At 69.9% G+C, this 25,377-nt stretch carries 17 protein-coding genes; 7 read left to right on the plus strand and 10 right to left on the minus strand.

Features of this window, described 5'->3' with window-relative positions; translation table 11 throughout:
* The first annotated feature begins 187 nt into the window (after nucleotides 1–187).
* Nucleotides 188–1,459, plus strand: coding sequence for an MFS transporter (locus CRT60_RS01510; RefSeq protein WP_098734681.1), 1,272 nt, complete (start codon nucleotides 188–190; stop codon nucleotides 1,457–1,459).
* Between the two features lie 118 nt (nucleotides 1,460–1,577).
* On the plus strand, nucleotides 1,578–2,864 hold the full coding sequence (locus CRT60_RS01515; RefSeq protein WP_244592205.1) for a glycosyltransferase: 1,287 nt from the start codon (nucleotides 1,578–1,580) through the stop codon (nucleotides 2,862–2,864).
* 239 nt (nucleotides 2,865–3,103) lie between these two features.
* Here CRT60_RS01515 and CRT60_RS36075 read toward each other — a convergent pair whose 3' ends face one another.
* Nucleotides 3,104–7,420 (minus strand): Ig-like domain-containing protein, encoded by a 4,317-nt coding sequence (locus CRT60_RS36075; RefSeq protein WP_211100110.1) that lies wholly within the window; start codon nucleotides 7,418–7,420, stop codon nucleotides 3,104–3,106.
* 582 nt (nucleotides 7,421–8,002) lie between these two features.
* Between CRT60_RS36075 and CRT60_RS01525 the strand changes: the two genes are divergently transcribed.
* Complete coding sequence (locus tag CRT60_RS01525; RefSeq protein ID WP_098734682.1) at nucleotides 8,003–8,713, plus strand: hypothetical protein; 711 nt, start codon at nucleotides 8,003–8,005, stop codon at nucleotides 8,711–8,713.
* 24 nt (nucleotides 8,714–8,737) lie between these two features.
* Here CRT60_RS01525 and CRT60_RS01530 read toward each other — a convergent pair whose 3' ends face one another.
* The 8 genes from CRT60_RS01530 to CRT60_RS01565 all read right to left on the minus strand — a co-directional run bounded on the left by CRT60_RS01530 (nucleotide 8,738) and on the right by CRT60_RS01565 (nucleotide 18,743).
* The gene (locus CRT60_RS01530; protein WP_098734683.1) at nucleotides 8,738–9,463 is read right to left on the minus strand and encodes a hypothetical protein; all 726 of its coding nucleotides are present in this window, start codon (nucleotides 9,461–9,463) and stop codon (nucleotides 8,738–8,740) included.
* A gap of 177 nt (nucleotides 9,464–9,640) precedes the next feature.
* Entirely contained in the window at nucleotides 9,641–10,234 is a 594-nt protein-coding gene (locus CRT60_RS01535; protein WP_098734757.1) for an IMPACT family protein, read from the minus strand.
* Nucleotides 10,235–10,250: 16 nt separating this feature from the next.
* Entirely contained in the window at nucleotides 10,251–12,659 is a 2,409-nt protein-coding gene (locus CRT60_RS37445; protein ID WP_098734684.1) for a calcium-binding protein, read from the minus strand.
* Between the two features lie 98 nt (nucleotides 12,660–12,757).
* Nucleotides 12,758–13,054 carry a hypothetical protein gene (locus CRT60_RS01545; RefSeq protein ID WP_098734685.1) on the minus strand — a complete coding sequence of 99 codons (297 nt, stop codon included), beginning with the start codon at nucleotides 13,052–13,054 and terminating at the stop codon, nucleotides 12,758–12,760.
* A 144-nt stretch (nucleotides 13,055–13,198) separates the two neighbouring features.
* Nucleotides 13,199–14,761 carry a flippase gene (locus CRT60_RS01550; protein WP_098734686.1) on the minus strand — a complete coding sequence of 521 codons (1,563 nt, stop codon included), beginning with the start codon at nucleotides 14,759–14,761 and terminating at the stop codon, nucleotides 13,199–13,201.
* 232 nt (nucleotides 14,762–14,993) lie between these two features.
* Nucleotides 14,994–16,241, minus strand: coding sequence for a UDP-4-amino-4,6-dideoxy-N-acetyl-beta-L-altrosamine transaminase (gene pseC, locus CRT60_RS01555; RefSeq protein WP_098734687.1), 1,248 nt, complete (start codon nucleotides 16,239–16,241; stop codon nucleotides 14,994–14,996).
* Nucleotides 16,241–17,329: a UDP-N-acetylglucosamine 4,6-dehydratase (inverting) gene (gene pseB, locus CRT60_RS01560; protein ID WP_204561565.1), complete on the minus strand. Its 1,089-nt coding sequence runs from the start codon at nucleotides 17,327–17,329 to the stop codon at nucleotides 16,241–16,243. Before pseB ends, pseC begins: the two co-directional genes overlap by 1 nt.
* Before the next feature lie 136 nt (nucleotides 17,330–17,465).
* Nucleotides 17,466–18,743 carry a glycosyltransferase family 4 protein gene (locus tag CRT60_RS01565; RefSeq protein ID WP_098734688.1) on the minus strand — a complete coding sequence of 426 codons (1,278 nt, stop codon included), beginning with the start codon at nucleotides 18,741–18,743 and terminating at the stop codon, nucleotides 17,466–17,468.
* Nucleotides 18,744–18,972: 229 nt separating this feature from the next.
* Here CRT60_RS01565 and CRT60_RS01570 point away from each other — a divergent pair, with 229 nt between their 5' ends.
* Nucleotides 18,973–20,880 (plus strand): ABC transporter ATP-binding protein, encoded by a 1,908-nt coding sequence (locus CRT60_RS01570; RefSeq protein ID WP_098734689.1) that lies wholly within the window; start codon nucleotides 18,973–18,975, stop codon nucleotides 20,878–20,880.
* Entirely contained in the window at nucleotides 20,877–21,392 is a 516-nt protein-coding gene (locus tag CRT60_RS01575; protein ID WP_098734690.1) for a hypothetical protein, read from the plus strand. The genes CRT60_RS01570 and CRT60_RS01575 overlap by 4 nt, the downstream gene beginning before the upstream one ends.
* Nucleotides 21,393–21,635: 243 nt before the next feature.
* Here CRT60_RS01575 and CRT60_RS01580 read toward each other — a convergent pair whose 3' ends face one another.
* Nucleotides 21,636–22,664 (minus strand): replication protein RepA, encoded by a 1,029-nt coding sequence (locus tag CRT60_RS01580; protein ID WP_425290388.1) that lies wholly within the window; start codon nucleotides 22,662–22,664, stop codon nucleotides 21,636–21,638.
* A 659-nt stretch (nucleotides 22,665–23,323) separates the two neighbouring features.
* On the opposite strand from CRT60_RS01580, the gene CRT60_RS01585 reads away from it, so the two are divergent.
* Nucleotides 23,324–24,796: a mannose-1-phosphate guanylyltransferase/mannose-6-phosphate isomerase gene (locus CRT60_RS01585; protein WP_098734691.1), complete on the plus strand. Its 1,473-nt coding sequence runs from the start codon at nucleotides 23,324–23,326 to the stop codon at nucleotides 24,794–24,796.
* A gap of 155 nt (nucleotides 24,797–24,951) precedes the next feature.
* Nucleotides 24,952–25,374, plus strand: a complete 423-nt coding sequence (locus CRT60_RS01590) for a hypothetical protein (protein WP_098734692.1) — start codon at nucleotides 24,952–24,954, stop codon at nucleotides 25,372–25,374.
* The last annotated feature ends 3 nt before the right edge of the window (nucleotides 25,375–25,377 follow it).

Here is a 25,377-nt window from a genome sequence, read left to right on the forward strand (position 1 = left end):
CCACAGCGATTTCCCCGATTCCTTCATGGTTGTCTTGCCCGGCCGGATCGGTTAGCTGTCTGTCAGTCGTCAGTCACACTGGCCGTAAGCGTTCAACGTCAACCAACGCACTCAACGATCCCCAGCGGTCGGAGTGCGTTCGCTTGTCCGGAACGCGCGTCGACCGCGGACCAGTGTGGAGCACACCATGCGTCCCCAGCCGACATACGATCCGGCACGCGGCCAGCCGCAAAATCCCTCGCAAAATTCCTCGCAGGACAACACATCGCCGGACCGGTCCCAGGCCCGCCTGTTCGTCCTGGCCGCCATCCTGTTCCTCTCCTATCTCTGCGTCGCCATCTCCCTTCCGGTGACACCGCTGTTCGTGACCCAGACCCTGGGACTGGGCAATTTCTGGGCCGGGCTGGGCGTCGGCAGCGCCTTTCTCGCCACCATCCTCACCCGCAGCGTCGCCGGCAATCTCGTGGACGGCGGCGGCGCCAAGCCGGCGGTCGCCCGCGGACTGGCGCTCTACATCGCCGGCGGGCTGGTCTCGCTCGGCGCCGGCATGCTGCCGCCCCTGCCCTGGGCCGGACCCTGGGCGGCGTTCGCCGTGCTGGTGGCGGGACGCCTGCTGATCGGGCTGGGCGAGAGCCTCGTCGGCGTCGGCGTGATCGCCTGGGGGATCGGCATCGTCGGGCCGCAGCGCTCGGGCAAGGTGCTGGCCCTGGTCGGGGCGGCGCTGTATGGCGCCTTCGCGGCGGGCGGGCCGCTGGGCCTCCTGCTGCTGGACGGCATCGGCTTCGCCGGCACCATGGCGGTCGGCGCCCTGCTGCCGGCGCTGGGGCTGCTGGCGATCCGCCCGATGACGGGGGTTGCGGCCCATCCCGGCGCGAAGCGCCCGCCCTTCCGCAGCGTGCTCGGCCGGATCTGGCTGCACGGCGCCGTCGTCAGCCTGCAAGGCATCGGCTTCGCCGCCATCGGCGCCTTCTTCACCCTGCACTTCGTCCATGAATCCTGGCCGTTCGCCGGGCTCGGCCTGACCGCCTTCGGGGTGGGCTTCGTCCTTGTCCGCTTCGCCTTCGGCCATCTGCCGGACCGCATCGGCGGCCTGCCGGTGGCGATGGGGTCGCTGGCGGTCGAGGCGGTCGGCCAGCTGCTGGTATGGAGCGCCGGCGACCCCACGCTGGCGCTGGTGGGCGCCTTCCTGACCGGGCTCGGCTGCTCCCTGGTCTTTCCCGCCATGGGCCGGGAGGTGGTGCATCTGGTGCAGCCGCATCTGCGGGCGACGGCGCTCGGCGCCTTCGCCGCCTTCCAGGACGTGGCCTATGGCCTGACCGGCCCGGTGGCCGGCCTGCTCGCCGACCGCACCGGCTATGGCAGCGTCTTCCTGCTGGGCGGGGCCGCGGCGGCGGTCGGCTTCCTGACCGCGCTCCATATGCGCCGGACCCTGGTCGCCGCCAGCCCTCCGCCGGCTTGAAAAATCCGGGCCGTATCGCGCGAAACCGGATCCATCCTGAAGCGTGGGAAGCGGGAATTTCCAGCGCTTTACACCGAACGCGGGAAATTCCGGCAGCGACTTGCCATGGTCCCGTGGCATGATCGCCCGCTTCCGCAGCCCCTTCCGCCGGACCGTGACGCCCTCCATGAAGATCCTGTTCATCCATCCCAGCTTTCCCGGCCAGTTCAAGGCCCTGGCGCCGAACCTGGTGCAGCGCGGGCACACGGTCCATGCCCTGAGCCGGACGATGGAGGTGCCGCCCGGCTGGGGTGGGGTCACCGTGGTTCCCTACGCACCGTCACGGGCACCGGCCTCCGGCGTCCATCCCTGGGCCGTCGACTTCGAAACCAACGCGATCCATGGCGAGGCGCTGTTTCAGCGGGCGCTGACGATGAAGGCGGCCGGCTATGTTCCCGACGTGATCGTCGCCCATCCCGCCTGGGGCGACAGCCTGTTCGTGAAGGATGTCTGGCCGCGGGCCCGGCTGGGCATCTATTGCGAATATTATTACCGGGCGGAGGGCGCGGATGTCGGCTTCGATCCCGAATTCCCGGTGCGCGATGCCGGCGATCCATGCCGCCTGCGCCTGAAGAACGCCGCGAACCTGATGCAGTTCGAGACCGCCGACGCCGGGCTGTCTCCCACCCGCTGGCAGGCCGACGGCTTTCCCCATCTCTTCCGCGACCGCATCACCGTGGTGCATGACGGCATCGACACCGGGGCGGTGGCTCCCAACCCCGACGCCCGCGCCACCCTGAACGGCACGCTCACGCTGACGCGGACGGACGAGGTCGTGACCTTCGTCAACCGGACCCTGGAGCCCTATCGCGGCTATCACAGCTTCATGCGCGCCCTGCCGCGGCTGCTGGCCCGGCGCCCCCGGGCCCATGTGCTGATCGTCGGCGGGGCCGGGGTCACCTATGGGGCGCCGCCGCCGTCGGGAAGCTGGCGTGATGTCTTCATCGAGGAGGTGCGCGGCTCCATTCCGGAGGCCGACTGGTCGCGGGTGTTCTTCCTGGGCAACATTCCCTACGACCACTTCGTTCCGCTGCTCCAGCTTTCCTCCGTCCACGTCTACCTGTCCTACCCCTTCGTGCTGAGCTGGAGCGTGATGGAGGCGATGAGCGCGGGCGCCGCCGTGGTCGCCGGCGACACCGCTCCGGTTCGCGAGGTCATCGAGCATGAGCGGACGGGACGGCTGGTGGGCGTCTTCGACCATCGGGCACTGGCCGACAGCGTGGCCGATCTGCTGGCGGACCGGGCGGCGCGCGACCGGCTGGGCGCCGAGGCCCGCGCCTTCATCCGCGCCAACCACGATCTGCACACCGTCTGCCTGCCGCGCCAGTTCGCCTGGATCGATGAACTGGCGGACGGACGGGGCTAAGGGGCCTGTCATATATTCATGAAATCATTAAATAGAATAATGATTTTAAAGCTCGATTATGCCGGCTCCCTTCCGCCCGGACGGGAAGAACTGAAGCATTCGCGCACCCCCATCGGCTGAGGCGGCGGCTTTCAAAAAGGAAGGGCGGCTTGCCGCCGCCCCTCTATGGGTTCAACCCGATGGGTCCATCCCTTGTCCACCGGCCGCCATGGGCAGCCGGTGGACAGGCGGGAGGGGGTTTACGCCGGAAGCTCCGTCCGCTGCCGGGTGGAGAGCCCGCCGTCGCCCGCCGCCAGCAGGCCGGCCGCCGTGCCCGACGAGGCATCGTGGAAGCCGCCGTCGATCCCCTGGGCCTGCGACCCGGTCATCCCGGCCGCCAGCATGGTGACCGCGATGGGCGCCTCTCCGTTGGCGGCAGCCACCGCCTCCGCCGCGGTGGAGGTGCTGCGCTTGATGTAGGCCAGCTCGACCGCGGCGGCGCTGGTGCCGAACTCCGCGGCGATCTCCGGATTGCTCGCCAGATAGGCCGCCGGATCGAAGGCGGTCAGCGACCGGTTCTCGGCATAGCCGTTCTGGACATAGTGGATCTCGGCCGCCTGGACGTCGGGACCGAAGGCCTGGATCAGGTCCGGGTTGCTGGCGATGTAGCGCAGCGCGTCGAAGCCCTGGGCCGGCCGGCCCTCGGCCTGGCCATGCTCGATGTAATGGCGGGCGGCGGCATCCGCATTGGTGCCGAAGGCGACCGCCAAGTCACGGTTGGCCGCGAGGTAATTGTAGCCGTCGAAGGTCGCGGCCCGCCCCTCGGCATAGCCGCTCTCGATGTAATGCCGGGTGCCGGCATCGGCGTTGGCGCCGAAGGCCGCCGACAGGTCCGGGTAGGAGGCGATGTAGGAGAGCCCGCTGAAGTTGGGGTGCCGGCCCTCAGAATAGCCGTGCTCGATGTAATGGCGGGTGGCGGCGTCGGTGTTGGTGCCGAAGGCGGAGATCAGCTCGGGGTAGGAGGCGGTGTAGGCCAGCGGGTTGAAGGTCACCGTCCGCCCCTCCGCCTGCCCGGCCTGGAGGTAATGCTGGGTCGCGGCGTCGGTGTTGGTGCCGAAGGCGGCGATCAGATCCGGGTAGGAGGCGATGTAGGCGAGCGCGTTGAAGCCGGGCGGCAGCCCGCCGGCGGCCGGCGGGGTGGTGGAGGCGGGATCGGCCGCCGGGACCACCTGCAGGGCGATGCTCTGCGCCGCGACACCGCCATGGCCGTCGGCGACGATGTAGGCGAAGGACCCGGCATCGCCGGCAGCACCGGCGGCGGCCAGGAAGGTCAGCCCCGGCAGGTCGGCCGCCGTCAGGGTCTGGTTCGCCGTCACGGTGCTGCCGTCGGCCATCCGCACGATGCCGCCGCCGGGCAGGCCGGCCACCGTCACCGTCAGCGTGTCGCCGTCGATGTCGGCGGGGGCCGCGATGCCGAGCGACACCGCCGTCCGGTCCTGGGCGCTCACCGTCTTGTCGGCCTGCACCGTCGGAGCATGGTTGACGGCCGGCTCCACCACCGGATCCGGCGAGGAGGTGACGGGCGGCGGGGGCGGGGGAGGAGGCGGGGGCGGCGAGACGACCGGTGCGGCCTCCACCGTCAGGGCGACGCTCTGGGCCGCCGTGCCGCCATGGCCGTCGGCAACGCTGTAGGAGAAGGCGCCGGCGTCGCCGACCGTACCGGAGGCGGTGAAGGTCAATGCCGCGAGCTGGGCGGTGGTCAGGCTCTGGTTCGCCGTCACCGCCGTGCCGTCGGCCAGCCGGATGGTGCCGCCGGCCGGCAGGCCGGTCACCGTCACCGTCAGGGCGTCGTTATTGGCGTCGGTCGGGGCGGCGATGCCAAGCCCGACCGTGCCGCCGGCCTGGGCCGTCATCGTCTTGTCGGCCTCCGCCACCGGGGCGGCGTTCACCGTCAGGGCGACGGTCTGGGCCGCCGAGCCGCCATGGCCGTCGGCGACGCTGTAGGCGAAGGAGCCGGCATCGCCGACCGTGCCGGCGGCGGCGGTGAAGGTCAGGGCTGCGAGCTGGGCGGCGGTCAGGCTCTGGTTCGCCGTCACCGCCGTGCCGTCGGCGAGCGCCAGCGTGCCGCCGGTCGGCAGGCCGGTGACCGTCACGGTCAGGGTGTCGTTGTTGGCGTCGGTCGGGGCGGCGATGCCCAAGGCGACCGGCGTACCGGCCTGGGCCGTCACCGTCTTGTCGGCCTCGGCCACCGGGGCGGCATTCACCGTCAGCGCCACGGTCTGGCCGGCGGTGCCGCCATGGCCGTCGGTGACGGTGTAGGCGAAGGAGCCGGCGTCGCCGGCCGTGCCGGCGGCGGCGGTGAAGGTCAGGGCCGACAGCTGGGCGAGCGTCAGGCTCTGGTTGGCGGTGACGGCCGTGCCGTCGGCCAGCTGGATGGCGCCGCCGGCCGGCAGGCCGGTGACCGTCACGGTCAGGGCGTCGCCGTCGGCGTCGGTCGGGGCGGCGATGCCGAGAGCGACCGGAGCGCCGGCCTGGGCCATCACCGTCTTGCCGGCCTCCGCCACCGGGGCGGCGTTGGCCTGAACGATGGTGACGCTGCCGCCGCTGCCGACCTGGAACTGGCTGGCGGCGAAGCTGCCGGTCAGCGTCACCGCCAGATCGCTGCCGACCCGCAGGGTGGTGGAATCGGCGCCCGTCTCGACCTGCATGGTACCCAGATCGGCGCCCGTCATCACCAGCCGGTCGCCGACGAAGGCATCGGCGATGGTGACGGCGCCGGTGGTCCCGGCGGCGATGCGGATGACGTCGTCGCCGCCATTGCCGGTGACGGTCGCCCCGGCCCCGACGGTCAGGTCGTCGGCGCCGGCGGTGCCGGTCAGGGCGACCCGGCCGAAACCGGCGGCGCCGGACAGGTCCACCGAGGCTCCGGTGCCGGACGCCGTCACGGCGAGCGTATTGCCGTTGCCGGTCAGCGCCAGCCCGGCCAGCTGCGAGGCGGCGAGCGTCAGGGTGGCGCCGCTGCCGGTGACATCGATGGCCTCGATGCCCGACATCGCCACCCCGGACAGGTCGGCGCTGCCGGCGATGCGCAGGGTGTCGGACGCCGCACTGCCGGCAATGACCTCGAAGCCGGCCGCCTGGGCGCCGGTCAGGGTGACGTCATGGGCCTTGCTGCCGGTCAGCTCCAGCCGCTCCACCCCGGTCAGCGTCATCCCCGTCAGGTCGATCGCGGGGGAGGCGACGGCGGTGTAATATTCCAGGTCGTAGCCGTTGTAGCTGCTCAGGTCGTCGGAGTGGATCTCCAGCGTGTCGGTGCCCTCGCCGCCGTCGAAGCTGACGGTGCCGGCATCGTACTGGCTGACCACGATGTAGCGGTCGTTGCCGGCCTCGCCATAGATCAGGTCGGCCTGGGCCTGGCCATAGCTGCCGGCGCTGACGATGCCGGCGAGGATGGTGTCGTCGCCGTCGCCGCCATGGATGGTGTCGCGTTCCCAGTCGCCCTTCAGCAGGTCGTTGCCGTCCCCGCCATAGATCAGGTCGGCACCGCCGCCGCCGGCCACCGTGTCGTTGCCGGCGTCGCCGTGCAGCTCGTCATTGTCGGCACGGCCATAGATCAGGTCGTTGCCGCCGCCGCCGAAGACGGTGTCGTTGCCGTCGCCGGCCTCCAGCGTGTCGTTGCCGGCCCCGCCATGCTCCAGGTCGTCGCCGCCATGGCCCCAGAACCAGACGGCGGTGTCGCCGGCGGTCAGGCTGTCGGCATGCTCCGACCCGACCCAGCGCTGGATGTCGACGAAGGTGTCGCCCGCCGCCTCGCCGGTGTTGTTGGCGCCGTTGGTCAGGTCCAGCGTGATGCCGGTGGTGGCGTTCTCGTAGGTGACGATGGTGAAGCCGTTGCCGCCGACATAATGGTCGGCGCCCAGCCCGCCGTTCAGCGTGTCGCCGGCCGACTGGCCGCTGTTGCCGCCGCCGACCAGCGTGTCGTCGCCCAGCCCGCCGATCAGGCTGTCGTTGCCGGTGCCGCCGACGATGCTGTCGTTGCCGGCCCCGCCATCGATGGTGTTGCCGGTGTCGTCGCCGATCAGCGTGTCGTCGCCGTCGCCAGGCGTGCCGGTGTAGGCCAGCCGCTGGACCCAGGCGCTGGTGTCGGAGACGGGCAGGGCCGCGGCGACGGGCCCGGTGGTCACGTCGAGGTCCCAGGAGGCGCCGAGCGACGGATGGCCGACCGGATGGCTGGCGGCGGCGACGCGGGCGCCGGTCGCCTGGGCGAGCGCCTGGGCGAACCGGCCGCCGTCGGCGCCGGTGTCGCAGGCATGGATCAGGATCTCGGTGTCCGGGGCCTGCGGCCAAGACCGCGACAGCGCCGCGATGTCGAGCCGGCCGGCACCCAGCCGGACCGCGCCCGGCTCGCCATGGGCCAGCAGATGGATGGCGGCGGGACGGTCGGCGAGTGCGTCGGCAAGCGCCGCCCCGCCATCCTCATCGGCCGCGACCCGGACGATCCGGACATCGGGCCGGCAACGGTCGAGCAGCAGATCGAGATCGTCGAGGCTGGCGTCCGCAATCAGTACGTCGCGCACGGATGATCCTCCTTGATGGCGGCAGGGCAGAGGAACTGGCAGAGGAGCTGGGACAGGGCAGTCCATCGGCCGTCGGTCCACACCGCACTCCGGTGATGATTATTGAGGCCGAACGGCCGTATTCACCCAAATGTGAGGAGGAAGACGCCACTCACAACCCAATAAAGCGGAGTATCTCCGGCAAGAACGGGGGAGACTTGCAGTTAAATAAAAAGAAGGCAGCCCCATACGCAGGCGGGTATTTCGTCTTTTCTCCATACCACCCAGAGATATTCCAAAAAATCCGCCTTCTGATAGGGAACCTCTTTTCCCACACGAAAAAGTGGTATGCCGATTCCGGCTGGAGGCTTGGCCCGGAACCGCCACAAGGCAGACCGCGACAAGAGGAACCGAAATAAAGAGGGGGCCGCGACAAGGCTCCAAAGTTCAGCGGCGCAATGTTCAGCCCAAACCCTATCGGGGGTTGTGCAGACAAGGATCCCGGCGGCACATCGCCGATCCTGGACGCCGGTCTGCAACTCAGGCTGTTGGCTTCTGCCGGGATGCCGGTATGTTGATCGGCAAGGCAGGCAGGGGCAGGCGATGCACAGCTGGTATTTCATCGGTGACAGTCATGTTCAGGCCTTCGAGATTGCCGCCACGCTCGGTCTGCTCCGCCGTCCATCCCGGTTCCTCATCGTCCCCGGCGCCACGGCCGTCGGCCTGCGCAATCCTGAAAGCCACACCCAGGCCATCGCCCATTTCCGGGAGGCGCTGCTGCCCGCCCTGCCGGACGTCGTGCCGGTCCTCCAGCTCGGCGAGGTCGATTGCGGCTTCGTCATCTGGTGGCGGGCGCAGACGCTGGGCGAGTCGGTGGACGCGCAATTGGCCGCGTCCATAGAGGCTTATGCCTGTTTCATCGACACGCTGATCGATGCCGGCTACAGCCGGGTCGTGGTGACCGGAGCGGTTCCTCCCACCATTCCCGACGGCCATCGCCAAGGCGCCGTGGCGCGCGCCCGCCACACGGTGACCGCAAGCCTGCGCGACCGCACCGAGCTGACGATGCGCTACAACCGGCTGCTTGCGGCGGAAGCGGCCCGGCGGCGAATTCCCTACACCGACATTTCCGCGCATGTCCTCGATGCCGGAACCGGTCTGATCGCCGACGCCTACCGCAGCCCCAACCCGCGCGACCACCATCTGCATCCGATCCAGGGCGCCTATGCCTGGGCCGAGGCGATCAATGGGCTGGAGAATGGCCTGGAGAATGGCCTGGAGGCCCGGCTGGACAGGCAGCCGGCAGAGTACTGACGTCCTTCTGACGGCAGGCCATTCTCAGACCGCGCCGCGCCGTGACGGAGGGCGGGTCTCCACCACCGCGAAGGCGATCAGCAACCGCCGCTCGCAGGGGGCCGCAACCGGCTCCACCCCATGGAAAGAGCGGTCGGACGGCGCATAGGCCAGCAGATGGTTGGGGCGGTAGGGAGCCTGGGCCACCAGCTCGAAATCCGCGCGCGGGTAGCGGTCCATCCCCCGTCCGCGGAAATCGGGATCGCGGGGCCGGTACAGCGCCGTGCCCAGAGAGGATGCCTGCGGGTTGGGCGGGCCGCCGTCCGCCGGCATGTAGAGCAGCATCGAGAACATCGTCGCCTCGATGTCCGTGTGCGGCAGCATGGCGTGGCCGGTATGGTCTTCGATGATGCGCATGTTCGGCACCGGCGGCGCATCGACCCAGCCCAGCTTGTCGCGGACCTGGGGAAAGCGCTCGGCCATCGACGCGACGATGGCGGGGTTGAACAGGCAGTCGCGCACGTCGCGCCACACCGCCGCCTGTTCCCCGTCGCAGCGGGCCAGCCAGCTTTCGGTCAGCGGCACCTGATGGCGCGCCGGCAGATCGCCGGCTTGAAGGATGCCGAAGGCAGCGGGCTCCGGCCATTGGGCGCAGGCCCGGGCATAGAGGTCGGCGGGCAGGAAGTCCGGCACGACCAGATGGGGGAAAGGATCTGTGCTGATCGCCGTATCGGACAGGCGGTTCAGGGCGTGCAATGCCGCGGTGGTCATTCATCCTCCGGATACTACCGGAAAAACAATAGCAACCCACGCCGGGGCGGGCAACGGACCCGCCCCGGCCATTCCATGCACGCAAAACGACAGAATTGCGGACCCCTGCCCGCGATGCAGACGAAAAACACATAAGAATGCTTATGGAAAAATGTATATCCGCCGATCCGCGCCCGTTCATTCCCCGCCGCGCTCGACCACCGCCTGCCCGCGGGAAATGTCGGTGACCAGCCGGACGAAGGCATCGGACCGGTCCTGGGGAAGCGTGACCAGAAGCCGGACCCCGTCGGCGGTGAAGCCGGTGGTCTCCACCCGCGTGCCGGGGAAGCTGCCGAGGCTGGAGCGGATGCGCGCCTCCTCGGCGAAACCGCAGGCGACGGACAGGGTGGCATAGGCGACGATGGGCTCGCGCTCCGCCGCCTTCAGGCAGCTTGCCGCCGTCCCGCCATAGGCACGCACCAGCCCGCCCGCCCCCAGCAGGATGCCGCCGAACCAGCGGCTGACCACCACCGCGACCCGGTCCATTCCCTGCCCTTCGATGGCCTGGAGGATCGGCCGCCCTGCCGTCCCGCCCGGTTCGCCGTCGTCGCTGAAGCGATAGACGTCGCCGACCCGCAGAGCCCAGCAATTGTGCCCGGCATCCGGCATGCTGGACGCGGCGATGAAGCGGCGCGCCTCCTCCTCGCTGCCGGCCGGGGCGGCCTGAGCCAGGAAACGGCTCTTCTTGATGTCCTGCTCGAACCGCTCGGTCCTGATAAGGGTGAACATCATGAGGGTGGCCGCCAACCTACAGCACGAAGTCGAAGGCGGAGAAGCTGTAGTTGGCGATGTTGACCTGGATGCGGAAATCGGCCGTCCGGTCGCCGTTCACATCGCCCTCGATCAGCGTCACCGCGCCGGACGCCTGATAGCGCAGCTGGCCCGCCGCGCTGAAGGCGGCGGTGCCGATGAAGGTGAAGGCGTCGTTCGCGGTGGTGCCGGTGATGGCGTCGATCTCCGACAGGTCGATGCGGTCGCCCTCGGCGCCGGCGGTGGCATAGCTCGCCAGCCCCTTCAGCGCCTCCGCCGCCACGACGGCGCCATTGAAGTTGATGATCACGTCGGGGGCGGCCAGGGTGGATTCGTTCAGGTTGCGGATGGAGAAGACGTCGGCCCCGGCACCGCCGTCCAGCAGGTCGGCGGCATAGCCGCCGATCAGCGTGTCGTTGCCGTTGCCACCCAGCAGCACGTCCTCATAGCCGGTGACGGTGTCGTTGGGGTTGACCGAGATCTCGTGGCTGCGGTCGGAATAGACGTCGCCGAACAGCACGTCGTCGCCGCTGCCGCCGCGCAGCACGTCGCTGCCCAGCCCGCCATAGAGCGTGTCGTTGCCGGCGCCGCCGTCCAGCCAATCGTTGCCGGCCCCGGCGTCGAGCCAGTCGTTGCCGTCCTCGCCCAGCAGGGTGTCGTTGCCGACGACGTCGATCACGTCGCCGCGCATCAGGTCGTCCCCGGCACCGCCGAACATCAGGTCGTTGCCGGCACCGCCCTCCAGCTGGTCGGCGCCGTCGCCGCCCAGCAGGACGTCGTTGCCGGCATTGCCGAACAGCGTGTCGTTGCCGGCCAGTCCGGCGATGGTGTCGTTCCCGCCGCCGCCGCCGATGGCGTCGTTCTGAAGCCCGCCCACCAGATAGTCGTTGCCGGTGGTGGCCGCGGCCGAGACGGTCAGCCCGCTCAGCGAGGGTTGGGAGAAGCTCACCAGCGACCCCAGCGGATAGACCCCGTCGGTGGCCTGCAGCAGCTCGATGCCGGTCAGCGTGTCGGTGCCGTCGGGACCGCTGACCTGCAGGGTGCCGCTGCCGTCGAAGGACAGGCTGTAGGAGGCGAGCGCACCGGTCAACACGAAGCTGTCGATCCCGGCAAGCCCGTCCACCGCGTCGCTGATCGGGTTGCCCAGCGCGTCATAGGCGGCGCTGCCGCTCAGCGTGTCGTTGCCGGTCGTGCCGGTCACCGCCACCGGCGCACCCTGCGGGATCAGCTGGTCCGCCGCCCAAGCCGGGGCGGCGGCGGCCATGGCCAGCCCTTCGGCGGCAGGCGCAACGGACCGGCCGGGCGTCACCCGCAGCGGCCGGCCCTCGCTGCGGCCGAAGGAGAGGTAATGGAGCTTGGCCGCGGTGGCGTCGCCGCCGGTGGCCGCCGCCACGTCGGTGTTGGCCGCCAGATAGGCGGCGGCGTCGAAGGTGACGCCGCGTCCTTCGCCCCGGCCGAAGCGGGCATAATGGACCACCGCAGCCGCCGGATCGATGCCGACGGCGGCCAGCACGTCCGGGTTGGAGGCGAGATAGCCGTAGGGGTCGAAGCCGGCCGTCCGCCCTTCGCGGGCGCCATAGGCCAGGTAATGCCGGATGGCGGCCCCGGCATCGAGGCCGACGGCGGCCAGCACGTCCAGATTGGCGCCCAGATAGCCCAGCGCGTCGAAGCCGCCCAGGCTGCGTCCCTCGTTCCGGCCGTTCCAGGCGTAATGGGCCGCCGCGGCGATCGCGTTGTCGCCGAAGGCGGCGGCAAGGTCGCGGTTGGCCGCCAGATAGCTGCGCGCATCGAAGGCGAAGGCCGCCGGAGCGGCGGTACGGCCGTCGATGGTCAGCAGCTCGACATCGGTCAGGGTATCCGTGGCGAGGCTCGACACCACGGCATAGCGCCGGCTGTCCAGCGCCACCACCACCGGCGTCTCGGCATGGTAGCTGCCGCCCTGGATGGCATAGCGGCGCGGGTCGGCGGTGTAGATGGCGCGGTCGGTGCCGGCACCGCCGTCGAAGCTGCGCCCGCCGGGGATTCCCAGATAGACGCTGTCGTTGCCGTCCGCCCCGACGAAGCCGTCGATCTGCTGGAAGATGCGGGCGCCGAGCCGGTCGAGCGTCCCGCCGGTCAGGGCGACATCCAGCCCTTCGATGCGGTAGCGCAAGAGCCCGGCCGCATCGCGGTCGGTCAGCCCGGTGAAGCGGACGGACGCCGCCATCCCGCTGCCGGCTGCGGCATAGTCGAGCGTGGCGGCATGCGCCCGGCCGGCGACCGTGCGCGCGACGGTCTGGCTGCCGGCACCGGCGGCGATGGAGGAGGCATCCGGCACGGTGGTGAAGGCATCGGCGACGAAACCGTTCGCCAGCCGGGCCTCATCCAGATCGAGGGCGAAGCCCTGCCCCGCCACCAGCCGTGCCATGCACGCTCCCCCAAAACCCCTGCCGCAGGACGGCACCGGCCGCCGGGTCAGGGCCGATCAGGCAACGTCAACCGGATGACGCAGGTCAGATGATGCGATCAGATGACCTGGAGATAGGCCGGATCGAGCGCGCCGTGGCGGAACGGGATCCAGTCCTTGTGGTCGGCGCGGTACTGCAGGCCGTAGGGGTTCTTGAAGAAGATCTTCTGCAGCGGCTGGCCGCCTTCGGCGCGGGTGCGCTCCAGGTCGATCAGCGCCGACGAGGCGAAAACCTTTTCCCACAGCTCGGTGTTGTCCACCTCACGGCCGGCGTTCTTCACGTAATCGCGCGCGGTGTCGCTGAGCTGCCAAGCCTCTTCGACCATCGCGTAATAGTCCACAGTACCCTCGGCCATGGCCTTCGAACTCCAACCAGCGTTGCACAGAGTTTCCGCTCACATAGCGCATTTTCGGCGGCAAAGGAACCACCTGCGCGCCGCAGCGGTTGAGCGTGGCCGGGCCGCCCCCGGAGGAACGGCGATGCCCCGATCAGGATGTTATTACGAGCGGTCCGCCGCCGCTCCGTCGATGGCCTGCCCGTTCATCCGCGGTGCCGGCAGCGCGGCGGGCAGCGGGACGGCCCGGCTCTTGCGCAGCGGGGCGGCCAGCTTTTCCCAGGACCGGGTGCGCAGCAGCCGGCCGGCGACCCCCAGCCCGACCGCCAGCAGGCCGGTCAGGCTGATCGCCGCCCCGACCGGTCCGCCGACCAGCAGCCCGGCCAGCCCGGCGACCCCGGCCAGCAGGGCGCGCAGGCCGATGGTCAGCGCCACCGTCCCGGTCCCCGGCGCCAGCCGCGGCAGCAGGACCAGCAGAAGCCCGCAATCGACCGCCGTGCGCAGGCTCCAGGCCACGGCGGCGCCGACCGCGCCATAGCGCTCGGCCAGCAGCCACAGCACGCCGAGATAGACCGGCAGCTCGGCCAGCTGCAGGCGCGCCGTCACGTCGACGCGGCCGACGCTCTGGATCAGCGTGTTGGGCACATAGGCGGTGGCGTTGAAGAAGACGCCCAGCATCAGGATCGACAGCACCGAGGCGCTGTTGGCGGCGAAGGCCGGCCCCAGCCACAGCTCCAGCGCCGTCTCGCCGCCGACGATGGTGGCGGCCTGCATCGCCAGGAACACCGCGAGCGTCAGGTGGCCGCCGGCGTCCAGGATGCGGCCCAGCGCCGGCGGATCGCGCCGGAACAGGCTGGAGGCCAGCGGGAACAGCGCCAGCGACAGGGCGCCGGGGATCACCATCAGCCGCGACAGCAGCTCGAACGGGGTGGTGTAGAAGGCGACCATCGCCGCCGGCACCAGGCTGAGCAGGATGAAGCGGTCGGCATAGAGCATCGCCGGGCCGACCAGATTGTTCAGCATCATCCAGGCGCTCATGGTGAACAGCCCGCGCAGGCTCGGGCGGCCCCAGCGGGCGGGGCGCAGCAGATCCGGCACCTGGCCCACCGCCAGCACGCCATAGCCGACCAGCCCGATGAAGCGCCCGGCCGCGATGGCGGCGATCACCGGCACCAGGCTCTGGCTGAAGGGCAGCACGAAGAGCGGGCTCAGGTAATTCAGCACCCCCACCGTCATCCGCACCAGGCTGATCGGGCGGAAGCGCTGGTGCGCCTCCAGCACGCCGCGCAGGCCGGCGGAGATCAGCGCGATCGGCACGATGGCCGCCGCCACCAGCAGGCTGAGCCGGATCTCGTCCGGCGAGGTGCCGGTCTCCAGCTGGAAGCGGTCGGCCAGCAGCCCGGCGCCCAGCGCCACCGCCCCGCCGGTCAGGATGCCGATGGCGCCCATCAGGGCGATGGCCGGCCCGGCGATCCCTGCCGTATTCGCCGAGCCTTGCCCCGCCTCCCCGGGCCCGCCCGCATGGCCGATCCGGTCGGCGATGACCTGCACCAGCGACCGTCCCAGCCCGAGGTCCAGCACGCCCAGATAGCCGAGCAGCGCCCAGATCAGGGTCAGCGCGCCGAAGCGCTCCATCCCGACGGCGGAGATGAGCAACGGAATCGACAGCAGGGCCGCCGCCATGGGCAGCCCCTCGCCGAGCAGATTCCAGAGCGTGTTGCGAAGCAAATTCGGAGGTCCGTACGCGAAACACTGTGAAACGGCGTTCGGGACGGCCCGACCCCGGCCATCCGGCTCTCCAGCCGTTCGACCTAGGTCTATGCCCTCCTGACGACGCCATTGTTATCGGTCCATCCTGTCCAAAACGCTAACGGAATCGCTTGAGCGAAACCGTCCGGACACTGAACGGCCACCCGAACGACCGCCTGGACGACCGACAGGGGTCCGACCCGCACCCCCGTTAGGACAGGACCCGCTCCAGCGCCGCGGCGACCCGGTCGACGTCTGTGTCGGCCATGGCCGGGAACAGCGGCAGCGACAGCGTCTGGGCGTAATGGCTCATGGCGCCGGGCAGGGCGAGGTCGCCGTAGCGGCGGCGCCAGTAGGGTTGGCGATGGACCGGGATATAGTGCACCTGGGTGCCGACGCCCAGGGCGCGCAAGCCCGCCATCACGGCCGCACGGGTCCGCCCCGCGGCTGCGAAATCGATGCGCGCGGCGCACAGGTGCCAGGCCGGCCGGCACCAGGGCACCAGGGCCGGCGGCCGCACCAGCGGGGCCAGCGGCGCCAGCCGTTCGGCATAGAGCGCCATCAGCCGCGCCCGCCGTTCGACGAAACGGTCGAGCCGGCCGAGCTGGCTCAGCACCAATGCCGCATGGATGTCGGACAGGCGGTGGTTGAAGCCTGGCTCCGCCATCTCATAGTACCAGGGGTTGGCGTTCCCCTCCGCGTCCAGGGCGGCGTCGGGATCGGCGAAGCCCTCCCCCGGTTCGGGCGTGCGCGTCATGCCGTGGTTGCACAGGCGCCGCACCCGCGCCATCAGCGCCGGGTCGCTGCCGGTGACCGCCCCGCCCTCGCCGGCCGCGATGGTCTTGACCGGATGGAAGGAGAAGACGGTCAGCGATCCCGCCTCCACCTCCGGCCGGCCGGCGCCGACCGGCACTTCACCGCCCCCTGACGAATAGGCCGTGCCGATGGCATGGCAGGCATCCTCGACCAGCGCCAGCCCCTCCGCCTGCGCGAGCGCCGCCAGCCCATCCATCGGGGCGGTCTGTCCGGCATAATGGACGGGGGCGAGGGCGCGGACGCGCCAGCCGGCCCTGGACGCGCGGGCGAGGGCGGCCTCGGCCTCGGCGACGCCCATCAGGCCGCTGTCGGGATCGACGTCGGCGAAGGCGACCTCGGCACCGGCATGGCGGGCGGCCGACGCCGTGGCGAGGAAGGTGTTGGACGGCACCACCACCGCGTCGCCCGGCCCGATGCCCAGCGCCGCATAGGCCAGCCGCAGCGCCGCGGTGCCGTTGGCGCAGGCCACGGCGTCCACCGCCCCTACCCTCGCGGCGAGCGCCCGCTCGAAAGCGCTGACCGCCGGCCCCTGGGTCAGCCAGTCGCCGCGCAGCACCGCCGCCACCGCGGCGATGTCCTCCTCATCCACCGACTGGCGGCCATAGGGAAGGAAGGGCAGGTCCCCCATCGAGGGGCCCGCCATCAGGGCGCTTCCGCAAGCAGGGTGCGCAGCCGCTCGCCATCGAGCCAGTCGTCGTTACCGTCGCTGGCATAGCGGAAGCCGTCGGCCACCGGGCGGGCATGCAACCGCTCGTACGGCGCATGCTGCCAGAAGGTGAAGGCCGGCTCGATGACGTAGCGGTCGGCCAGCTCGTAGGTCTGGCGGGAATCGTCCTCGGTGATCATCACCTCGTGCAGCTTCTCGCCCGGCCGGATGCCGACGATCTTCTGCGGCAGGTCCGGCGCCATGGCGCGGGCGAGGTCGGCGATGCGCAGGCTGGGGATCTTCGGCACGAAGATCTCGCCGCCCTGCATCATGGCGAAGCAGGACAGCACGAAATCGACGCCGTGCTGCAACGTGATCCAGAAGCGGGTCATCCGCTCGTCGGTGACCGGCAGATGGTCGGCGCCCTCGGCGATCATCTTGCGGAACAGCGGCACGACGCTGCCGCGCGACCCCACCACATTGCCGTAGCGCACCACCGCGAAGCGGGTGTCGAGCGCGCCCGACAGGTTGTTGGCGGCGATGAAGATCTTGTCCGACGCCAGCTTGCTGGCGCCATAGAGGTTGATCGGGTTGGCCGCCTTGTCGGTCGACAGCGCGACAACACGCCGCACCCCCATCGACAGCGCCGCCCGCATCACATTCTCCGCCCCGTAGACGTTGGTGTGGATGCATTCCATCGGGTTGTATTCGGCGGCCGGCACATGCTTCAGCGCGGCGGCATGGACGCAGAAATCGACGCCGCGCATCGCCAGCTCCAGCCGCTCGCGGTCGCGCACGTCGCCGATGAAATAGCGCAGCGTCGGCGCCCACTCCGCCGGCATGCGCTGCTGCATCTCGTACTGCTTGAACTCGTCGCGGGAGAAGATGATGACCCGGCGCGGCTTGGCGTGGCGCATCACCGTCTCGACGAAGCGGCGCCCGAAGGAGCCGGTTCCCCCCGTCACCAGGACCGACCGGCCGTCCAGCATGCGCAAGCCTGCCTCAAGCCCGGTGCCCGACATGTCGGACCCATCGGCAGGAAGTTCCGGCTTCGTCGCGCCCGCCTTGCTGGAGTGTGTGGTCACCGCCGGTTCCGTCCTTGTAAAGCCGCATCGCTCGAAGCCGCCGGCCGGCTCCCCAAAGCCCCGGATGGCCGGGAGCGGGAGCCGCATAGGGATCGAAATGAACCCCGACCGTAACCGGTGCTTTCTGACAATCGGGTTAATTCACTCCGCCCCCCGGTGCAAGGTCCGTCGGTACCCGCCCAGCCTGCACATCCTCCAGCAGGCGGATCTGCGCCGGCAGGCAGACGGTGGCGAGGTCGAAGCGCTCCACCGCCGTCCTCCTTGCGGCGGCCGACAGGGCGGCGCGCAGGTCCGGGTCGTCGAGCGCCGTCTCCACCCGGTCGGCGAGCGCCATGGGGTCGTGGAAACCGGTCAGCAGCCCGTTCACCCCATCCTCGATCACCTCGGCGACCGGCGGCGTGTCGGACCCGACGATGACGGCGCCGCAGGCCATCGCCTCCAGCATCGACCAGGACAGGACGAAGGGGAAGGTCAGGTAGATGTGGGCGCGCGAGATGCGCAGGACCGACAGGTAGCTGTCATAGGGCAGCTTGCCCAGCACATGCAGCCGCGCCGAGTCCGGGCTGGGCGCGCCGGCGGCGTCCAGCATCGTCTCCCGCCACATGGTTTCGCGCCAGGTGCCGCCGCCCTCCGGCGGCGCGCCGTAGCTGACCTCGTCGCCGCCCACCATCAGGATGTGCAGCTTCGGCCGGCGCCGCAGCAGCTCCGCCGCCGCCCGCATGAAGGTCGGGAAGCCGCGGTAGGGTTCGAGGTTGCGGGCGACATAGGTCACCACCTCGTCCTCGCGCGACAGGGTGCGGCCGTCGGGCAGGGTGACGGTGGCGGCCGGATCCGGCCGGCAGACCGCGGTGTCGACCCCGTCATGGATCACCGAGATGCGCGGGCGGAAGGCCTCGGGATGCTGCTGCCGCTGCCACCGGGTCGGGCTGACGCCCCAGTCCATCGCGTCCAGCCCGGCCAGCAGGGAGGTGTTCTTGGTGCGGATGCGGCAGCGCGTCTCCAGCGTCACCGGCCGCTCCGGGTCGAAGCCGACATCCGACCCGTCGGCCCGATAGAAGAACTCGCAATAGAGCAGCAGCCGGGCGTCCGGGAACAGGTCCTTCAGGAACAGGGCCTCGCCCCAGCCGGGATGGGCGCAGATCACATCGGGGGTGAAGCCCTCCTTCTGCAGTGCCAGCCCGGCGCGCACCGCGCCCTGCCCATGCAGGACCTGCCCTTCGAACATGCGGATATAGGGGTGGGTGTTTTCCCCCGGCTCGCGGGTCGGCCGGTAGAGCGCCATCTGCACGCCGCCCGGCAGTTCGCGCCGGACCTTGCCGATGAAGGCGACCCGGTGGGCCGGATCCGCCGCGAAATGACGGACGAGATGCTTGTACTGGCCGGGGGTGTTCTGGTGGACGAACAGGATCCGCATGGAAAGACAATGCCCGGAAAACGGAGGAACGGGGCGACAGCCTGCAACCATCCGTCTCCGCTGTCGATGCATAAGAGCGGCGCCGGCTCTTTGTCCTCCGCCCGGTCAGGCTCCCCATGAGAGAGCCGGCCGGCATGGAAGGATCCGTTCCGCCCCCGCCGCCTTGCGCCTATAAGTCTTTGTCCGCCGGCAGCGTCCGGCCCATCGCGCGACGGAGCGCCGACGCCCCTTGTCCTCGTCCCAACACTCTTCTTCGCTGCCCTCCTCCTCGCTGTCCTCTTCCCCCCTGCCCTCTTCGCCCTGGCGCTTCCTGTGGATGTTCGTGCGCGACGGCTTCCTCGGCCGCGCCATCCTGCTGAACCTCGCCGCCGCCGGCGGGATCGGGCTGATGGGGTTGGAGCCGGTGGCGATGCGCGGCCTGGTCGATGCGCTCACCGGATTGCCGGGAGCCGGACTGTCGGGGAACCATCCCTCCGGCTCTCCCGCCTGGACGGCGGAGGTGATGCGCTGGTTCCTGCTGCTGGGCGGGCTGTGGATCGCGTCGGCCCTGTTCAACCGCCTGCGCGAGCTGGTGGACCTGCACACCTCGCCGGCCTTGCGCCATGCCATCCAGGTCCGGCTGTTCGACCATCTGATCGACCATTCGCCGCGCTACTTCCAGGACAATTTCGCCGGCAACCTGGGCCAGAAGGTCAAGCAGGCCGGGCAGAGCGCCATCCAGATCCTGGAGATCCTGACCAACGACATCATCCGCATCGTCGTCATCCTGGCCATCGGCCTGACGCTGCTGGTCTCGGCGCAGACCCTGTTCGCCGGGCTGCTGGTCGGCTGGACCGTGGCGCACCTGACCCTGTCGGCCCTGCTGGCCCGGCGCTGCCTGCGGCTGTCGCACGCCTTCTCCGAGGAGGTGTCGTCGACCACCGGCCGCATGGTCGACATCATCGCCAATGCCGAGCTGGTGCGCGCCTTCGCCCGCCGCCGCCAGGAGCTGGCCGGCCTGTCCGACGCGCTGACCGGCGAGATCGACCGGTCGAAGGAGCTGCGCTGGTTCCTGACCAAAATGTGGTTCTGGCTGTTCAACGCCCTGCTGGTCTTCCAGATCATCCTGATCGGCCTTGCCGTGTCGGAGGCGATGGCCGGCCGCATGAGCATCGGCGAGTTCGCCATGATCTTCTCGCTGGCCAGCATCGTCGGCACCAATGTGTGGGGCCTGTCGACGCGGATGCTGGGCTTCTTCGAACAGCTGGGCGTCCTGTCCGGCGCCCTGGATCTGATCGTCCGCCCGCATGAGATCCCGGATCCGCCCGGCCGCCCCGACCTGAGCGTCGGCGACGGCTCCATCCGTTTCGAAGACATCCGTTTCGCCCATCCCGGTTCCGATCCCGAGACCGGGGGGTCCGTCTTCGACGGCCTGTCCCTGACCATCCGGCCGGGAGAGCGGGTGGCGCTGGTCGGCCCGTCGGGGGCGGGCAAGAGCACGCTGGTCCGGCTGCTGCGCCGGCAGTTCCCGCTGCAAGGGGGCCGCATCCTGATCGATGGGCAGGACATCGCCGCGGTCAGCCTCGCCTCGCTCAACCGCGCGGTGGCCGAGGTGCCGCAGCTGCCCAGCCTGTTCCACCGCTCCATCCGCGACAACATCGCCTATGGCAGCGAGGGGCCGGATGGAAAGGGTGTTGCCGACGAGGCGATCCGCGCCGCCGCCGCCCGCGCCCATTGCGACCGCTTCATCGAAGGGCGTGCCGCCGGTTACGACACCGTGGTGGGGGAACGCGGCATCCAGCTGTCGGGCGGCGAGCGCCAGCGGGTCGCCATCGCCCGCGCCTTCCTGAAGGACGCGCCGGTCCTGGTGCTGGACGAGGCGACCTCCTCGCTCGACTCCGAGACCGAGCATCTGATCCAGGACGCGCTGCTCGGCCTGTTCGAGGGCCGCACGGTGATCGCCATCGCCCATCGGCTGTCGACCGTCACCGGCATGGACCGCATCCTCTATATGGAGAAGGGGCGCATCCTGGAGGACGGCGACCACGCCGCCCTGCTGCGCCGCGACGGCCCCTATGCCCGGCTGTGGCGCCGTCAGGTTGGCGGCTTCCTGCCGGACGACGCCGGTTCCATCACCGATATGGAGGAGGCGCGATGAGGCGGCTCCTGGGACGGTTCCGCCCGGCGCTGCCGATCGCCGCCAGCCTGTTCATCCTCGCCGCGGAGGCCGCCGCCATGACGCCTGTCGCTTCGCCCTTGCCCTTCTTCCAGCGGATCGAGCGCGTCGGCCTGCTCTGCGCGGTGGATGCCGAGGGCGGCCCGGCCATGGATGTCGGAGACGATGCGCTGTGCGGCCGCGCCGCCGCGGTGCTGTCGGGGCTGCTGGCCTCCGGTCCGGCGGTCACCGCGCTCGCCCCCAACGACGCCCGCATCGCCGAGCCGGGCACCTTGCTGGTGCTGGTCCATGCCACGCTGCGGCATGAGGAGGGGCGCCGTCTGCTGGCGCTCGCCGCCACCCTTCAGCGCAGCGGGGCGGCCGGCGACGCCCCGTTCTTCATGATGCCGCCCCAGGCATTGGCCCTGTCCGACGGCCTCGATGAAAGCCGTCTGGATGCAGCGCTCCGCCGTCTGCTGACCCCGTTGGGCGGAGCGCTGCGCGCCAATCCCTGAGCGGTTGGGGTGTGGCGGAGTTTGGAGTCTTGTCGCAGGGGGGTGAGGCTCCTGTTCCAGTCCGGAATATTTGCAAGCCGTCAGTGCCGCGGAGGCGGGAATCGAGTCATATCAAGCACTTGAGCAGGAAACTTGGATCCCCGCCTCCGCGGGACCGACGGCTGCACGGATAGGGTGCAGACGTGGATCGGGCGCCGAACGCGTTTTGCGTCAGCGCCCGATCCGCGGAATTCAGCCGCTAAATCACCGGCAAAGCTGGGCGAACTTGCGCTCCGGGATCGGCGGCGGCGAGGGATGAAGCATCAGCCCCTGCTCTTCCACATCGACCCGCGCGTCCGGATAAACCGCAAGCGCCAGTTGGAGCGCCTCGATGAACCGCTTCCTGAAATCGCGCAGGCGGCTGTATCCGGCGCCGAACTGCTCAAACACCGCCGGCCAGGTGATCGGCGTGGAGCGGTTCAGGCTGTGCAGCCGGTAGGCCAGCCAGATATAGATGTCGATGCTGGTGCTGTTGTTCTGGATGTGGCGCAGCGCCGGCTCCCAGATCGGCACCGGGTGGGCTTTCAGCTCGCGGAAGAAGGCCTCGGACAGCAGGACACGGTCTTCCCACAGCGATCCCTGGCCCGGTTCCGCCCCGGCATTGGTCGAGAAATGGATGCCGCCCTTGACGATCGACCCCTTTTCGAAGCCGATGCTGTGGGCGTCCTCCCAGGCGAAGGTCAGGTTACAGGCGGCGATGCGCGAGGCCTGCTCGCGGATGTCGCGGTAGGTCTGGCCGCCCACCGACAGGCCCATGCGGTCGAGCCATTCGTGCATGCTGCGGCCCAGCTCGACCTCGCGGCTGTCGGTCTGGATCGCCCGGGTTTGCAGGTACAGCAGGATCATCCGCGCGCGGCTGCCGTACGGAACCCCGTAAAGCTTAAAGCCACCGTTGCGGATCGGCAGTCGTCCAGGCTCGATCAGCAAGCGGATCTTATGTCCGCGCCGCTCCCACGGCTGGTCATCGGGAAGACGACGATGCGGAAGAGCCGTCAGCGCAAAACCCGAATAGGTGATGCCAAGCTCCTGCCGCTCCTCTTCGAGGACGGCAGCAGCCACATCGACTAGCGAACGCTGGTCCGGATCCGTCTGGAGCGCCTTCGCCTGGTCGCGTCCCAGCTGGGTAATCAGGGTGTGTATCTGTCCCATATCGAGCTGACCTTGGCACGACTTTGCGGTCAACGCTATATCACGGTCGGTTGGCGCCCAGCAATTTGGAGTCTTGTCGCTCAAACTATTTGTACGGTTATTTGATTCAGTTAATAGTTTGCGCGACAAGACTCCAGTAGAGAATCGCGAGTCGCGCGACAAAACTCCAGAACTCCCGCGACAAGACTCCAGCGGATAGTCCGTGTTGCCTGTGGATTTTTCGGCAGACGCGACAAGACTCCAGCCGGGACATTTCGATTCGACCCCCGAATCGCTTCCGATTCGCTTATTTCCGAGTCGTGGAGGCGAATCGACCCCGACTCGCCGGTGATTTGCCCTCTGCGCCGATGCTGTCGGCAGCCGGATTTGGAGTTCTGTCGCGCCCCACCCTGCCCGGACTTGCCCCGATTGCCCGCCAGATCCGCCTCCAGCCGCCTTCCTCCCCTGTCGGCGGGGACCGGACGGCAGGGGAGCCGGGAGGGGGCGCGACAAGACTCCAACCTTGATCCTGGCCTTGACCCAGGCCTCGACGCTGGCCGGTCGCCGCCGACAGGGACGGTGTTTGGAGTCTTGTCTCGCCCCCCTCCCGGAAGAGGCGCTCCGGTCGGGTGGGTCTCGGAGGGGTGCTTGTGGAGGGCGGAAAGCGCGGTCTATAACGAACCGCCATGGCGCCGGCCCTCAGGTTTTGCCCCTGTGCGGCTTCCGGCGCCCGACCACATGCTCACACAACAGATGGCGGCAGGATGAACGGCAATTCCGCGCAGAAGATCGTCCCGGTGCTGCTGTCCGGCGGTACGGGGTCCCGTTTGTGGCCCTTGTCGCGCGAACTGTATCCCAAGCAGTTTCTGCCGCTCTGCTCCGACCGGACGATGCTCCAGGACACCGCACTGCGGGTCAGCGCGCAATCTGGCTCCCAGGCTGCTGCCGGGGCGGCCGCAGAGGCCGTCTTCGCGGCTCCCCTGGTGATCTGCAACCAGGAACACCGCTTCCTCGCCGCCGAGCAGCTGCGCCAGTCGCGCTGCACGCCGCGCGGCATCGTGCTGGAGCCGGCCGGCCGCAACACCGCCGCCGCCTGCGCACTCGCCGCCCTGGCGGTCGCGGCGGACGATCCGGACGCGCTGCTGCTGATCCTGCCAGCCGACCACGAGATCCGCGACGCCGAGGCCTTCCGCCGCGCCGTCGGCATTGCCGCCCGCGCCGCCCAGGCCGGCCGGCTGGTCACCTTCGGCATCGCCCCGACCCGGCCGGAGACCGGCTACGGCTATATCCGCCGCGGCCATTCGATGGACGAGGCCGACGGCGCCTACAATGTCGCCGCCTTCGTCGAGAAGCCGTCGCTGGAGGTGGCGGAGCGCTACCTCGCCGAAGGCACCTATGCCTGGAACAGCGGCATGTTCCTGTTCCCGGCCTCCCGCCTGCTGGCCGAGATGGAGCGCCACGCCCCGGCGGTGCTGGCCGCCTGCCGCGAGGCGCTGGAGCAGGGCTCGAAGGACCTCGACTTCTTCCGTCTGGACGCCGCCGCCTTCGCCAAGGCGCCCAGCATCTCCATCGACTATGCGGTGATGGAGCGCACCGACCGCGCCGCCGTCGTCCCCTGCGAGATCGGCTGGACCGACGTCGGCGCCTGGTCGGCGCTGTGGGACGTCGGCAAAAAGGACGGCGAGGGCAACGTCATCGTCGGCGACGTGCTGCTGGAGGGCGCCCGCGACTGCTACGTCCGCAGCGAGAACCACCTGACCGCGGTGGTCGGGGTGGAGAATGCCGTGGTGGTGGTGGTCGACGACGCCGTGCTGGTCGCCGACCGCTCCCAGGCCCAGGACGTCAAGCGCATCGTCGACCGGCTGAAGGCCGAGGGGCGCAGCGAGTCGGTCAGCCACCGCCGGGTCCACCGCCCCTGGGGGTCCTACCAGTCGCTGCACACCGGCGACCGCTTCCAGGTGAAGAGCCTGACCATCGCCCCCGGCTCGCGCCTGTCGCTCCAGAAGCACCATCACCGTGCCGAGCACTGGGTGGTGGTCAACGGCACGGCACTCGTCACCCGCGGCGAGGAGCAGGTGATGGTCTACGAGAACCAGTCGATCTACATCCCGATCGGCACGGTCCACCGGCTGGAGAACCCCGGCAAGGTGCCGCTGACCATCATCGAGGTGCAGTCCGGCTCCTATCTGGGCGAGGACGACATCGTCCGGCTCGAAGACGTCTACGGCCGCAATTGATCCGCGGACCGGCCGCAGGGAGATAGAAGCGCAAGCGTCGCCTGTGTCTTCCTGCGGTTGCGGACATTGGCGGCTTGGTCCGGGCCGCCGACTTCCGGTAGAAAGGGGCGCGAGGGTGCCGCAGCGGCGCCCCGCCTTCTGCTGCCGGGACCATCATGACCATCGAGCCGCCGCCGGACGACCGCATCCCCGAACTCTATGCCGACGGGGTCTTCGACATCGGCTTCGGCAACGGCATGGTCCGCATCGACCTGTTCAGCCTGTCGGCCCTGCGCAAGGACGGCAACGGCCAGCCGCTGCCCGCCATCCGCCAGCGGGTGGTGATGAGCCTGCCCGGCTTCCTCGCCAGCCTCTCCGCCCTGGAGGGCATGCGCCAGCGGCTGGAGGCCGCCGGCGTCCTGCCGCCCAATTCCGGCACCGTGCCGCCCGCTCTCGCTCCGTCCGCCGCTCCTGCCTTCCAGAGCCCGGTGCAGGCCCCGGTCCAGCCGGCTTCCCCCTCCCAGGCCGTCTCCCAGGCCTCTGCCCAGCCGGCACCGGCCGCCCCGCCCACCCGGCCCCGCTCGCCGAATTTCGGCTGACCG

This window comes from Azospirillum palustre (assembly GCF_002573965.1).
Taxonomy (GTDB): Bacteria; Pseudomonadota; Alphaproteobacteria; order Azospirillales; family Azospirillaceae; genus Azospirillum; species Azospirillum palustre.

Bases quoted from the DNA above. Each gene is read 5' to 3' on its own strand.
- CRT60_RS01590 (WP_098734692.1), top strand. From the start codon at position 24,952: ATGACCATCGAGCCGCCGCCGGACGACCGCATCCCCGAACTCTATGCC.
- CRT60_RS01535 (WP_098734757.1), bottom strand. From the start codon at position 10,234: ATGATGTTCACCCTTATCAGGACCGAGCGGTTCGAGCAGGACATCAAG.
- CRT60_RS01525 (WP_098734682.1), top strand. From the start codon at position 8,003: ATGCACAGCTGGTATTTCATCGGTGACAGTCATGTTCAGGCCTTCGAG.
- CRT60_RS01545 (WP_098734685.1), bottom strand. From the start codon at position 13,054: ATGGCCGAGGGTACTGTGGACTATTACGCGATGGTCGAAGAGGCTTGG.
- CRT60_RS01530 (WP_098734683.1), bottom strand. From the start codon at position 9,463: ATGACCACCGCGGCATTGCACGCCCTGAACCGCCTGTCCGATACGGCG.
- CRT60_RS01510 (WP_098734681.1), top strand. From the start codon at position 188: ATGCGTCCCCAGCCGACATACGATCCGGCACGCGGCCAGCCGCAAAAT.
- CRT60_RS37445 (WP_098734684.1), bottom strand. From the start codon at position 12,659: ATGGCACGGCTGGTGGCGGGGCAGGGCTTCGCCCTCGATCTGGATGAG.
- pseC (WP_098734687.1), bottom strand. From the start codon at position 16,241: ATGGCGGGCCCCTCGATGGGGGACCTGCCCTTCCTTCCCTATGGCCGC.
- CRT60_RS01515 (WP_244592205.1), top strand. From the start codon at position 1,578: ATGATCGCCCGCTTCCGCAGCCCCTTCCGCCGGACCGTGACGCCCTCC.
- CRT60_RS01575 (WP_098734690.1), top strand. From the start codon at position 20,877: ATGAGGCGGCTCCTGGGACGGTTCCGCCCGGCGCTGCCGATCGCCGCC.
- CRT60_RS01585 (WP_098734691.1), top strand. From the start codon at position 23,324: ATGAACGGCAATTCCGCGCAGAAGATCGTCCCGGTGCTGCTGTCCGGC.
- CRT60_RS01565 (WP_098734688.1), bottom strand. From the start codon at position 18,743: ATGCGGATCCTGTTCGTCCACCAGAACACCCCCGGCCAGTACAAGCAT.